At 36.9% G+C, this 13505-nt stretch carries 13 protein-coding genes; 4 read left to right on the forward strand and 9 right to left on the reverse strand.

Annotated elements, in window-relative coordinates; translation table 11 throughout:
• The first annotated feature begins 284 nt into the window (after positions 1–284).
• The gene (locus tag V3Z67_RS12770) at positions 285–1277 is read left to right on the forward strand and encodes a PorP/SprF family type IX secretion system membrane protein (RefSeq protein ID WP_035135122.1); all 993 of its coding nucleotides are present in this window, start codon (positions 285–287) and stop codon (positions 1275–1277) included.
• A gap of 58 nt (positions 1278–1335) precedes the next feature.
• Positions 1336–1866 carry a gamma carbonic anhydrase family protein gene (locus tag V3Z67_RS12775; RefSeq protein ID WP_330443675.1) on the forward strand — a complete coding sequence of 177 codons (531 nt, stop codon included), beginning with the start codon at positions 1336–1338 and terminating at the stop codon, positions 1864–1866.
• A 6-nt stretch (positions 1867–1872) separates the two neighbouring features.
• Here the strand turns inward: V3Z67_RS12775 and murI are convergent, their stop codons facing one another.
• From murI to V3Z67_RS12815, 8 genes are all read right to left on the reverse strand, one after another.
• Positions 1873–2655, reverse strand: coding sequence for a glutamate racemase (gene murI, locus V3Z67_RS12780; RefSeq protein ID WP_330443676.1), 783 nt, complete (start codon positions 2653–2655; stop codon positions 1873–1875).
• Positions 2656–2723: 68 nt separating this feature from the next.
• Positions 2724–3233, reverse strand: coding sequence for an OmpH family outer membrane protein (locus tag V3Z67_RS12785; protein WP_035135142.1), 510 nt, complete (start codon positions 3231–3233; stop codon positions 2724–2726).
• A 32-nt stretch (positions 3234–3265) separates the two neighbouring features.
• Positions 3266–4300 carry an OmpH family outer membrane protein gene (locus V3Z67_RS12790; protein ID WP_330443677.1) on the reverse strand — a complete coding sequence of 345 codons (1035 nt, stop codon included), beginning with the start codon at positions 4298–4300 and terminating at the stop codon, positions 3266–3268.
• A gap of 36 nt (positions 4301–4336) precedes the next feature.
• Positions 4337–6919: an outer membrane protein assembly factor BamA gene (gene bamA, locus V3Z67_RS12795; RefSeq protein ID WP_330443775.1), complete on the reverse strand. Its 2583-nt coding sequence runs from the start codon at positions 6917–6919 to the stop codon at positions 4337–4339.
• Between the two features lie 7 nt (positions 6920–6926).
• On the reverse strand, positions 6927–7667 hold the full coding sequence (locus tag V3Z67_RS12800) for an isoprenyl transferase (protein WP_330443678.1): 741 nt from the start codon (positions 7665–7667) through the stop codon (positions 6927–6929).
• 4 nt (positions 7668–7671) lie between these two features.
• Positions 7672–8355: a type IX secretion system protein PorG gene (porG, locus tag V3Z67_RS12805; protein WP_035135117.1), complete on the reverse strand. Its 684-nt coding sequence runs from the start codon at positions 8353–8355 to the stop codon at positions 7672–7674.
• Positions 8356–8510: 155 nt separating this feature from the next.
• On the reverse strand, positions 8511–9392 hold the full coding sequence (locus V3Z67_RS12810; RefSeq protein WP_330443679.1) for an NAD kinase: 882 nt from the start codon (positions 9390–9392) through the stop codon (positions 8511–8513).
• A 14-nt stretch (positions 9393–9406) separates the two neighbouring features.
• Complete coding sequence (locus V3Z67_RS12815; protein ID WP_330443680.1) at positions 9407–10066, reverse strand: CBS domain-containing protein; 660 nt, start codon at positions 10064–10066, stop codon at positions 9407–9409.
• Between the two features lie 104 nt (positions 10067–10170).
• Here V3Z67_RS12815 and V3Z67_RS12820 point away from each other — a divergent pair, with 104 nt between their 5' ends.
• Both V3Z67_RS12820 and V3Z67_RS12825 read left to right on the forward strand, forming a co-directional pair.
• Positions 10171–10884, forward strand: coding sequence for a pyridoxine 5'-phosphate synthase (locus tag V3Z67_RS12820; RefSeq protein ID WP_330443681.1), 714 nt, complete (start codon positions 10171–10173; stop codon positions 10882–10884).
• A gap of 2 nt (positions 10885–10886) precedes the next feature.
• Positions 10887–11651 carry an alpha/beta fold hydrolase gene (locus V3Z67_RS12825; RefSeq protein WP_330443682.1) on the forward strand — a complete coding sequence of 255 codons (765 nt, stop codon included), beginning with the start codon at positions 10887–10889 and terminating at the stop codon, positions 11649–11651.
• A 39-nt stretch (positions 11652–11690) separates the two neighbouring features.
• Here the strand turns inward: V3Z67_RS12825 and V3Z67_RS12830 are convergent, their stop codons facing one another.
• Positions 11691–13250: a hypothetical protein gene (locus V3Z67_RS12830; protein WP_330443683.1), complete on the reverse strand. Its 1560-nt coding sequence runs from the start codon at positions 13248–13250 to the stop codon at positions 11691–11693.
• Positions 13251–13505: the final 255 nt, after the last annotated feature.

A 13505-nucleotide genomic window follows, 5' to 3' on the forward strand; every position in this document is an offset into this window, starting at 1 on the left:
AGTGTAACCTACCGTGAACTGGTAAACGGAGAACCTGTAGAGAAAGAGTTTAAAGCTCACTTCTCACTGAAGAGATAGCAGAAAACCAAGTTAATATATAAAATGCTGTCAGGAATGGCAGCATTTTATATAATATTATTAGGTTAAATTACCAACCTAACGCAAAAATTTATATATTTGACCGCTATGGAAAAATATTGATAATAATTTTAGCCATAGGACCGTTATACATTAATAAACACCAATAAGCTAAAGCGCATTTCTCATTAAACGATAAGGTCGACATGAATTTTAAAAAGATTTATCTATTTTTTGGATTATTACTAACTCAGCTGTCTTTTTCGCAAGAAGGGATTGCGGTTTACTCAGATTATTTGTCAGATAACTATTACCTAATACACCCATCTATGGCCGGCGCAGCAAACTGTGCTAAAATCAGGTTGACTGCGCGTCAGCAATGGTTTGGACAAGATGATGCTCCTCAGTTACAAACATTAAGTTTTAACGGAAGAATAGGGGAGCAATCAGGTATAGGTATTATTGGTTTTAATGATAAAAACGGTTACCATTCTCAAACAGGAGCTAAGCTTACCTATGCTCACCATATTCGTTTTTCAAGAAGTGATTATGATTTGAATCAATTATCATTCGGTATGAGTGCAGGCCTTGTTCAAAGTCGTTTGGATGAGACAGAATTTGAACCTGATTTCGATCCGATTATTGATGGTGGTATGAAACAGAAAGATTCTTATTTCAATATTGATATTGGTGCATCTTATCATTATCTTGATTTTTATGCGCATTTTACAGCTAAAAATGTAATAGCAAGTAAAAGGGATATTTATACAGATGTAGAAAGTGATAATCTTAGAAAATATTTAGTAAGTGCAGGTTATGTATTTGGTGATCCAGATCGTTTACAGTGGGAGCCTTCTATAATGTTCCAAGCTGTTGATGAGACTAAAGAGAAGTCAATGGATGTTAACCTTAAAGTGTATAAAGAGCTTGATTTTGGAAGACTTTGGGGAGGATTATCATACAGAAGGTATTTAGACGGAGCTCAATATATTGACGGTAATGGCGCTAAAGATCAAAACTTACAATATTTTACTCCTATAATTGGTGTTAACTACAAGCAGTTTATGTTTGCTTACACTTATTCGTACCTAACAGGTGATGTTAAGTTTGATAATAGTGGTTTCCACCAAATCACAATAGGTATTAACTTATTCTGTCAGGATAGACCTTACGACTGTAATTGTCCGGCCGTAAACTAATTATAAAGCATTATTAATTCTGTCCCGATTTTATCGGGACTTTTTTTTATTCTGAAGTATGATAATTAAAGAAGTAAGGGGTAAGTATCCACAAATACCTGAAGATTGTTTTGTAGCTGAAAACGCTATCATAGTGGGAGATGTTTCTTTTGGTAAAGAATGTAGTGTATGGTTTAATGCTGTGGTAAGGGGTGATGTGAACTATATTAAAGTAGGTGATAAGGTAAACATACAGGACGGGGCAGTAATTCACTGCACCTATGAAAAACATCCCACAGAGATAGGTAATAATGTTTCTATAGGGCATAATGCTATCGTTCACGGATGTAAAGTGCAGGATAATGTACTGATAGGGATGGGTGCTATTGTTATGGATAATTGTGTTATAGAGAGTAACTCTATAGTTGCAGCCGGATCTGTAGTGACACAAAATACAGTTGTAGAATCAGGTGCTATATATGCGGGTATTCCTGCCAGAAAGGTGAAGGATATTAATGCCTCTGATTTTGCAGGGGAGACTGGTAGAATATCTAATAATTATGTAATGTACTCTTCTTGGTTTAAGGAAGATAATGATGATAACAAATAGACGAAATTAAAAGTCTCTTTCTTCTACTTCATATTTGTTCTCTAAAATAGAACTTAGCACTTTAGGAGTGCTGTTTGTATAGAAAAGGGTATTTCCTTTTTGTAACGAATTATTAAGGATGTCTTGGGTAACCAAGACATTTTTTGTTTGTCGTGCTACTGCCAGTCCTGAATCGATTATTTTAACGGTCTCAGGGAGTATTTCTTTAATTTGAGGTATAAGGTAAGGGTAGTGGCTGCATCCTAGCACGAGGTAGTCTATATTGGCTTTTATCATAGGGGTTAGATAGTCCTGTAAGAGTTTTTTCATCTCGGCAGACTCCAGTGAGCCTTCTTCAATTAGTTTTACAAGTCCATGTCCTACCTGTTCTACGATTTTTATGTCTTTGTAGTCAAGTACTGCTTTGTGGAATAATTCGCTGTTAAGTGTTCCCTGTGTGGCTAATATACCTATGGTTTGAGTTTGTGTAGAATTGGCAGCAGGTTTAATTGCGGGTTCTATACCTATAAAAGGTATATCGAATTTTGTACGTAATTCTTTTATAGCATTTGTCGTTGCTGTATTGCAGGCAACAACAATCATTTTACAGTTTTGATTGAGAAGAAACTCTGTGTTTTTAATGCTAAGCTCTATAATCTCTTCCTTGCTTTTCTGTCCGTAGGGAGCATTTTTACTGTCGGCCAGATATATGGTGTTTTCGTTTGGGAGTATATTATGAATTTCTCTCCATATGGAAGTGCCTCCCACACCAGAGTCGAATAAGCCTATAGGGTTTGTGCTTTTATTCATTTAACAAATATAAAAAAACGGCTCAAATTTTTGAGCCGTTTTTTTAAAGTATAGAAATGATGTTTTTATTAGAAACCTAATTCTTTTTTTACGTCAGCCATAAGGTCTGGACCGTCAGCAAGAATAACACCACTTCCTGTAGAAGCATCAAGTACATAAAGGTAACCTTTAGCTCTTGCTACTTTTTGGATAGCGTTTCTTGATTTTTCAAGAATTGGTTTGTAGATAGCTTCTTGTTTGTCCTGTAGCTCTTTTGTAGCATTTTGTTGGTACTGTTGGATTCTTTGTTGAAGATCCTGAACTTCTTTAGCGCGAGTCTCGTTTAGAGCATCTCCTGCAGTAGCGGCTTCGGCATCATATTTTTTGATTTTAGCCTGAAATTCCTGTACCATTGTTCTGTATTCTGTATCGTATGATTTGCTTAATTGTTCTAATTGTGAATTAGCTGCTTTCATCTCCGGCATTTGGCTCATTAGTTCTGATACATCAATATGTGCTACTTTAGACTGTGCGGTTGCAGTTTGGCTAAGTCCTAATAGTAGTACAGCAGCGATTAATAAAGATTTTAATTGTTTCATCATTTAAGTTTTTAATTTTTGTTTTAAGTTTTTTATCCTTGGTTATTTTCCTCCTGCGGAGTTGTGTTATTATTTTCTTCCTCCTCTTGTGGCTCCGTATTTTTATTACGTTGCTCTTCACGGGCTTTTTTTGCAGCTTCTCTTTGTTCTAATATTTGTTGTTTGCGTTCTTCAATTTGTCTTTTTCTTTCTTCAAGCTTTCTCTCCCTTTCTTCTCTTGCAGCTTTAACAGCGTCTTCTCTACTGGTAGATGCAGGTCTTTCAGAAGTGTTTTCTCCGTCACCACCCTCTGTAGTGTCGCTATCTGTTTTTACTCCGTTTCTTTTAGCTTCCCTTTCTTTCTTCAGCTGCTCTCTTCTTTCTTCGTATTGTCTTCTTTTTTCTTCCTGAGCTTTTCTTCTTTCTTCAATCAGTCTTTCTCTTTCAGCTTTTCGGTCTTCAATTTTTTTCTGTCTGTCCTGGTATTCAGGATCGGCTTCAAGCTCTTCCTGTTTTTCCATTTCTTCCAGTTGCTTAAGTTCTTTACCGCTTAGTTTTTCTCTTTTAGCAGCTCTTGTTATTCTCCTTATAACGAAGTCACTTATGTCGTGCCTCTTGGCAGAGAAAAGCATAGTCATATCTGAAGACTTGTCAAATATAAAGTCGTAGTTTCTTGACTCGGCTAAATCCTGAACTATATTGAATACCTGATCCTGTACCGGTTTTACCAATACTGCCTTTTGTGTGATAAGATCACCATTAGGGCCAAATCGTTTTTGCTGATATTCTATTAGGTCGTTTTCAAGAAACTTAATTTCTTCTTCTCTTTCCTCAATAAGCTCTTTGGTTAAAAGAGGTTTTTCTGTTTCAAGGCTTTCTTTTAATTTATTAATATCATTTCTTTTCTGTTCCAGTTCCTGCTTCCATTTTTGAGCTTTAAGCTCAAGTTGGTTTTTAGCTTCGGCATAGTCGGGTACTTTTTCCAGTATATAGTCCATGTCTATATAGGCGATTTTAAGTCCGCGAGACTGTGCTGTTGCAACAAAAACAGAGAATAAGGTCAGTAATATTAACAAATGTTTTTTCATAGTTTACTTCTTATTAGAAAATATCATGCCATTTTTTTAAAACTGCTGGCCGATGATAAAGTGTGTTTCCCAACCATTCTTTTGAGTATAGCCCGGAAGTGGATCGAATCCGTTCGCGAAGTCTATACCTAATAAACCGAATGCCGGCATAAATACCCTTAGACCGAAACCTGCTGAACGCTTAAGGACAAACGGGTCGTAACTCCTGAATGAATCGTAAGAATTACCGGCCTCAAGGAAGCTTAATACATATATAGATGCCTGTGGTTTAAGTGTGATAGGATAACGTAACTCTAATGAGAATTTATTATACACAGTACCTCCGTTTATAGAAGATAATGCCTGGTTAGGGTAACCCCTTAATTGTATAACCTCACGACCGTCTAAAGAATAGTTTGCTAAACCGTCACCACCCACAAAGAATCTTTCAAAAGGAACAAGCCCTCTGTCTGAATTATATGAACCTAGGAACCCAAATTCACCAAGTGTTCGAAGTACTAATTTATCATAAATTTTTGTATACCAATCAGCTTTCAGCTTAATTTTGTAATATTCCAGCCAATTAAACTTCTGCTGGTCTACTTTACCCTGATCTACTGCTGCATCCTGATAATCGTATACTACCTGTCCGTCTTCGTTAAGGTACTGTCCGCTACTGTTAGTTGCTTTATAGGCTGCCTGGTTTTCAAGGTCTGCGTAGTCAATGCCATTAAATAATGAGTATGGTAACGTCATTTTTGCACTTACGCTGAATAATGAACCTGACATCGGGTAGATAAGTGACCCTCTGTTATCTCTGGTAACTTCAAGAGTATACGCAAGGTTACGTGAACTACCGTTACCAAATGTAAATAATCCGGTGTTGTAGTTGCTAAGGTTATAGTACTGGAATGTAAGCGAGTGAGAGATTCTCAGGTTATCATAAATACCACTTAACCTTTTTGACATACCTAATGTGATAGAGCTAATAGTAAAGCTCTGGCTTCTGTCAACGTCTCTTGATTGGAAGTTGTACAGGAACTGTTTACTATGCGATAACGAGCTGAAAAGCTGTATCGGTTTTTTACCTCCAAACCATGGTTCTGTAAACGAAAGGCTGTACGTTTGGAAATAAGTACTACCCTGTAAACGTAATGACAGTTTTTGACCATCACCCATAGGGATAGGTTTGTATGCTTCCTTATTAAAAATGTTACGCATAGAGAAGTTGTTGAACGAAAGTCCAAGTGTACCGATGAAACCACCGCCACCATAACCTCCCTGTAGCTCAATTTGACTTGAACCTCTTTCGGTTACATTCCACTCAACATCTACAGTACCGGTAGAAGGATCGGCATTTTTAACGTCAGGGCGAATAGTCTCAGCATCAAAGAAACCTAAAGCGCCAAGCTGTCTTACAGTATTAATAACGTCTTCCTTATTCCATTTTTGCCCCGGTCTTGTTAAAAGCTCTCGGTATATTACGTGGTCGTTTGTTTTATCGTTACCTGCAACGGTTACATTGTTAAGGTAAGCGATAGGTCCTTCAACGATACGGATTTCAAAGTCAATGGTGTCGTTTGCTGTGCGTACTTCTACTGCATTGATGTTAGAGAAAAGATAACCGTTATTTTGGTACAGATTGGTAAGGTCTTCGCCATCCGGTTTGTTTGGGTTGGCAATCCTTTCCTGTAGAAGTATACCGTTATAGGTATCACCTTTTTTAATGCCAAGAACCTGACTTAATAAATTGTTTGGATAAACGGTATTACCTAAAAATTTAATATCACCAAAGTAATACTTGCGTCCTTCTTCAATCTGTATGCTTATATCAACAGTATTTTTGTCTTTATTATAAGCAACAGTGTCTTCAATTACACGAGCATCACGGTAACCTTTTTCTTTGTATTTGTCTACAATGCTTCCTAAATCTTCCTTATACTTTTCTTTAATGTATTTTGATGATTTAAATATACGTAACGGGTTCATGAAGCTTTTTTTCTTAGTATTCTTCATGGCACCTCTAAGCTTGCCGTCTGAAAGCATGGTGTTACCGTCAAACTTAATTGAGGATACTTTTACTTTCTTACCACGGTCTATATTAACTACCATTTTTACAGTATTACTACTGTCCGGTATTACGTTAATAGCTACTTTAGTATTGTAGTAACCGTCTTTTTTATATTTATTTTCAATATAGTTTTTAGTGGTAGTAACAAGGTTCTCGTTAACTATTTTTCCTTTAGTAAGTTCGGTATCCTTAATAAGTCCTTCAATCTTACTTTTCTTAAGTCCCTGCATTTTAACCTCACTAAGCTTAGGAAGTTCGGTTACATCCAGTTCAAGATAAATACTGTCGCCTACAACTTTAGAAGCATAAAAGTTGATATCTTCAAATAGTTTAAGGCTGGCCAGTTTTCTAATGGCATTACTTATTTCTTCTCCGGGTACGTTAATACGCTGACCTTTCTCTAAGCGGGTAAATGTTACAACAGTTTGTTCATTGTAAGTAATGTCACCATTAACTTTTATATCGGCAATTACATACTGTCCCGGTTCAATCCTGTCCTGTGCTTTAGCTGTAAATGAGGCTAAGCATAGAAATATGGCTGAAAATAATTTAATGCGCTTATAAAACATCTGGGTTTTATTTAACTTGTTCACTGGTTTTTCCAAATCTACGTTCTCTTTTTTGGTAACTGATAATTGCTTCGTGCAGGTCTTCTTCTGTAAAGTCCGGCCATAATACGTCGGTAAAATAAAATTCTGCATACGCACACTGCCATAGCAGGAAATTGCTTATTCGCTGTTCGCCGCTTGTTCTTATAAGCAGGTCTACATCCGGTAGGTTGTGTGTGTAAAGGTTTTGAGTAATTATCTCTTCATTTATATCTGTTACCGCTATCGCGTTTGTTTTTACTTGTTCACTAATCTTTTTAACTGCCGATACTATCTCTTCCCTTGAGCCATAGCTTAAAGCAAGGGTTACCAGCATTTTGCTGTTATCCTTAGTTTCATCTATAACCTCTAAAAGTTGTTTTCTTGCTTTTTCAGGAAGTTTGTCGGTATTGCCAATTGTACTTAGCTTGATGTTGTTTTTTTGAAGTACAGGAAGTTCTTTTTTTAATGAACGGATAAGTAGTTTCATTAAAGCTTCCACTTCAAGCCTTGGCCTGTTCCAGTTTTCTGTAGAGAAGGCATAAAGGGTTAGGTATTTTACACCAATATTCTTACAGTTCTCCACCACATCCTTTACCGATTTCGATCCGCTTTCATGGCCTAATGCGCGAAGTAATCCGCGTTTTTTAGCCCAACGGCCGTTACCGTCCATAATAATGGCGATGTGGTTAGGTATATTTTCAGTATTTATGGTAGTTGATTTGTCCATGATTTTAGTTAGGGCAGTAGCAAGGTTTTTCACCAAAGGTGTAGGTAAGTGTAAATCCGGTAAATACATACCAGTCGTCGCTTTCTAAGTTACCAAAGCGAAGGTTTTGGTAGGTATCGTCTTCAGGATAACTTCCGTCTAAGTTGTCGCTAAAAGTATATCTGGCACCCACTTCAAATCCTATTACAAAGTTTGGTAAAACATTAGTTTTTATACCTACGGTCATTGGTATTGCCAGCGCGCTGCTGTTACCGTTATCGTAAGTTCGTCCGTTATTAATATACTGCTCGTCATACCAAAAATAGCTCAGTCCCCCATATACATAAGGGGTTAGCTGAAAATCAGTTTCGTGCAGATTGAAGTCAAAAAAATTGAATTCAAGGCCTAAAGATAATTCTTTTACAGTATTATCAAATGAATAGCCTCTTTGTTTTCTGGCACTCATGTCTGAATCAGCATCGTTAGCAGATATTTTTGCATATGTAAAGGAAGCTCTATAGGAGTGGCGCGGACTACGGTTGTACTTATACAGGAATCCTAAAGCAAGATCTTTAGGGGCTATATAATCTGTAGGTCCCACATCACCTATATAGTTGCTTCCGCCCACAAAAATACCCACTTCATTGATCTGGGCTTCGGCATTAAATGAAGCAATAATTAAAAATAAAACTACTAAAACTCTACTCATTACATCAAAATAGGTGCAAATATAACAATATAGATTTCTATTTCGCCTCTGTTTAGACTTTTTACGTCTATAAATTGAAAATTTGCAATCACGGTTCAGACTAAAAAACGAAAGAAGATGTGGTGTAGTATGTGGTATAGGTAAAAAAGTTGGTATTAGTTTCTTTTATCCTCACCCCACAGCAGTTTTTTGCGTAGCGTTTTTATGAATTTCTCATCTGGGAACTCTACCATGTTGATTTTAAAACCTGTCTTTTTAATAAAAAAGGAGGTTTCGGTATCTACTGTAAGTATTCTTGAGTCAAGTGAGATAAGGTGCTGTGGTTCCCTGCCGCTTACTTTAAGTTCCAGTTCTGTATCATCCGGAATTACCAGTGGCCTTGCATTAAGGTTATGTGGAGCGATAGGAGTAATAACAAGACTGTTTACTTCGGGTATCAGTAACGGCCCGCCACAACTTAGTGAATAACCGGTAGATCCGGTAGGGGTAGATATAATAAGCCCGTCTGCCCAATAGGAATTAAGGTAGTCTCCGTTTAGTTTTACCTCTACGGTAATCATAGAAGTAGTGTCTTTACGGCTTACGGTAATTTCGTTAAGTGCAAAATCCAGTCCGTCTTCCTTTTCCATGCCTTCATAGTCAAGGGATAAAAGCGTGCGTGGAGATATTTTGTATTTGTTTTCAAAAATAAGAGGCAGCAGGGTTTCAATTTCATCCTGCTGTACAGTTGCCAAAAAACCAAGGCGCCCGGCATTAATACCTAATACGGGTATATTTTTGTCGCGCACATAAGTAGCCGACCTTAACATTGTACCGTCGCCGCCAATACTGATAAGCATGTCGAATCTGCGGTCCAGCTCCTCGTGGTTGCTAAAAGTAGCATACACCTCTTTAAGGAGTCCTTTCTCTTTTATGGCATTGTAAAATTTGGCTTCAAAAATAACTTCGGTGGTATGGCCTTCAAAAACCGCAAACATTTTTTCAATAATGTCTTCGGTATTGTCTTTATAATACTGTCCGTATACTGCTATCCTCATGTTCCTCACGCTTATTATATGTTCAGGTATTTGTCTAAATAGTCAGAACGGTCTTTTAATGTATTGATGTAGGCATCCTCCTGGTGCTCTGATATGATTTCGTAATTGTATCTTCTGAAAGTCTGGATGATTTCACTTAATCCCCCAAGACTTATTTTTAGGGTTATCTGTACCTTTTCAAGGTTGGCTTCAGATATGAAAAGCCCCAGTAACCTGCCGTTATTGCTTTCTACAATTTGAGCTACCTCACTCATGCTGTAATCTGCAATGCCTTTTTGCACTACCAGTATACCTCCGTCTTCCTTAAGGAAAGGGGTTTGGTGGAAAAACTGAATAATATCGGTAATCTCATAGTATCCTAAATAATTATTGTCTTTATCCAGAATAGGAACCACATTGGTTTCGTTTTTGGCAAATATTTCCAACACGTCCAGCCATATGGTGGTGTCGCGCACAAAAAACCTTTCAAGGGTATAGCGCATATCCTCAAGCGTTTTTTCGATATCCATAAGTTCGGTATCCTCGGCACTGGCACAACCTATATATATATCATTTTCTGTTACCGGAAAATGGGAAAAGGTGTATTCGGCAAAAAGATCCTGAGCATCAGCTATGGATTCGGTTATATTTAGCGGTTTGATTTGGTTGTTGATAAAGTCGTTAATATCAATCATGTTGGGGAGTATGAGTTATTACTGCAAAATAATCAAAAAATAGAATATCCTACCTTAATTTTACTTTGTATTTTTGTGTAAAATTTGAGTTAAACAACCGTGTAATGACAAAACTTAGTGTAAATATAAATAAAATAGCAACGTTAAGAAACTCCAGAGGAGGTAATGTTCCCGATTTGCTTAAAGTTGCAGCCGATGTTCAGAAATTTGGAGCGCAGGGTGTTACCATACATCCAAGGCCGGATGAAAGACATATCCGTTATCAGGATGCCAGGGATTTAGTACCTGTTGTGCATACCGAGTATAACATAGAAGGTAATCCGGTAAAGAAGTTTATCGACCTTGTGCTTGAGGTAAAGCCTACACAGGTTACTCTTGTTCCTGACGCCGATGATGCTATAACATCTAACGCTGGATGGGATACCGTAAAACATAAATCGTTTTTACAGGATGTTATCGCCGAGTTTAAAAGTAATGGTATACGCACTTCTATATTTGTAGACCCTGTTTTAGGAATGATTGAAGGAGCAAAAGAAACCGATGCCGATAGGATTGAATTGTATACTGAGGCTTTTGCTCATGAGTATGGTTTAGGTAATACAGCCGGAATTGATCCTTATGTGTCTTCAGCAAAGCTTGCTAATGAATTAGGTTTAGGTATAAATGCAGGTCATGACCTGAGTTTAGATAATATTAAGTTTTTTAAAGAAAACATTCCGGGGCTTCTTGAGGTATCTATAGGACATGCGCTTATAGCAGAGTCGCTTTACCTTGGGCTGGAAAATGTTGTGAATATGTATCTTCAAAAACTAAAATAACTATGTTGCATTCCAGAGTAGAAGGAGAAGGTAAGCCATTGCTTATAATACACGGTTTTTTAGGTATGTCTGACAACTGGAAAACCCTTGGTGGTCAATATGCTGAAAAAGGATATCAGGTGCATGCCATAGATATGAGAAATCACGGTAAGAGTTTTCATTCGGAAGAGTTTGATTACAGTGCTATGGTTCAGGATATTTATGATTACTGCCTGTATTATAAGTTAGAGAAAATAGATGTTATTGGTCACTCAATGGGAGGTAAGGCCAGTATGTTTTTTGCTATGGCGCATCCTGAAATACTGGACAGACTGGTGATTGCCGATATAGGGCCAAAATATTACAGGCCACACCATCAGGATATACTTGCAGGTTTAAATGCGGTAGATTTCTCGTTGAAACCAGGGAGGAGTGATGTAGAGGAAATTCTTAAAAAGTATATTGACGATTTTGGCACCCGTCAGTTCCTTATGAAAAATTTATACTGGAAAGAACCCGGACAGCTGGATTTTAGGTTTAACCTAAAGGTGCTTACCGATAAGATTGAAAATATAGGTGCAGCATTACCTGAGGGTAGTGTGTATGACGGACCTGTGTTGTTTTTAAGGGGGGATAAATCCAATTATATTAAGGATGAGGATTTTGAAATGATTCATAATCATTTTCCTAAAGCAATTGTAAAAGATATTAAAAATGCAGGGCACTGGCTTCACGCCGAAAATCCGAAGGATTTTGTGGCAGAGACGCTGGAGTTTCTTGCTGCATAACAAAACAAAAGAGGACTGTTTTTACAGTCCTCTTTTGTTTTAATCACCTCCGCTAATGATTTTGGGGAGGAGTGTTTTTTTGAGTCCTTCATATAGAAAGCGCCATAGGAAATTAAATACCGATTTGTCTTTAAGTCTTTCTACGCTTACCTCTGTTTCTTTCAGGTTGCCTTCACTGTCGTTTTTAACTAATAGGTTTCCTACGGCCGACATGAGTTTGTTTTTGTCCTTGCCGTCTTTTTTGTAGAGTTTTACTTTGAGGTCATCATATCTAATAGCAAAATCTCCGTTTGAACTATTACGGTTTCCGTTAAATGTAAAGTAAATTTCTTGTATGTCGCCCGTTGTGGTAATATTCATTAAAGGCTTGGCTACCGGGTCAATTGCACTGCTTTTTACATTTTGTAGCTTTCCTTGTATGGTAAATGCATCGGTTTCATCGGTAATGTCAAAAGTCCAGTGTACACTTAACGGGGACGATTTCATGAAAAGACAATTAACGTCGAGAGTGGTTTGCGGAGTTTCGGTTTTATTAATTGGGCTGTATATGCTTTTTATTGTGGCATTAAAGTTTGAGAACATTACTTTGGCAGCGGGCTTATCATAGCTTTGCTGTTCTTGGTATTCCACATATGAGTCGTTTAGTTTTATTGTATCGGTTTTAAGGTCAAATTTTATTTCGCGCAGCATCTGACTGTACAGTTTTTTAACCGATAAATCATCGGGAGCCATTTTTGGTCTGTATATAACTGCGTTCACTTTAGTTAAATCTACAAGGGGCGTGCGTACATATAAGGTGTCGTTAACAAAACCCCAAAGTAAATCAGGGATGTGTATTTTATTTACCTCAATGCGGTATTGGTCTTTTTCCTTTGGGATAGACTGTGCAAATTCCATACGGGTCTGCTCGGGGGTTAACTTAAAATTGTTTACGGTAATGGCAGTGTCGCTAATGTTAAGCTCTTGTGTTGTGATGTTGTATTGTTTACCTGTCTGATAAAACAAGCTGTCGCATTTTAAGCTGTAAGACGAGTATTTTACCGGTACATTATCATCAATAGTGGTGCTGTCTATTTTAATGTTCCTGAAAAGCATATTTATATTAGATGCTTTAAGTTTAGTATTATCGGTAGTGTCAAGTAGGGTAAATTTACCTCTATTTACTTCAACCGTTTCTGTAAAAACAGTGTTTTTAAACGGTTTTACAAGATCTCCTTTTACATTGTACTTGTTTTCTTCGGGGTATAGTATAATTTCGGGTTTGTCAATAATGATATTGTCAACCCTTATCTTGTTGTTTTTTAAGAGTGCCCAAAGACTAAAATGTTCAATACGTATTTTTTCAATCTGCCCATAAGCGCCGCTTTTTAATTGTGCGGTACTGTCTTTAGGGGATAAAGAAGCGTTGAGTACTGTAATGTTTCCTTTTAACAGAGATATGTCTAAATCAGTATAGCTTATATTATAAGGCATATCTTTGTTTGATTGAATGATATTGGGTAGCTTTCTTGATATCCAGTAGCTTAATCCGTAATTAGCAATTGTTGCTATTATAAGCAATGCGGCTAATCCTATGAGTATTTTTTTTAAAAGTGACATTGGTGTTTTGGTTTATAGGGTTAAGGTACTGCGTTTTTAGTGCTTATTAATGTGTTTTATGTTTTTGTTAATAGTATGCCTGTTAAAGTTATTATAATGAGGTTGTTGAAACTCTAAAAAGGTTAATAATATGTTATTTTTTTAAAAAATAACTGCGTTTTTCGGTAGATTGTTAAAAAAGATAAAGGTTTTTTAAAAAATAAATTATTATGAATGCATAATAATTTTATCTCAATCGTTGTATTTTTCATAAAA

Source organism: Flavobacterium sp. C4GT6 (genome assembly GCF_036347315.1).
GTDB lineage: Bacteria > Bacteroidota > Bacteroidia > Flavobacteriales > Flavobacteriaceae > Flavobacterium.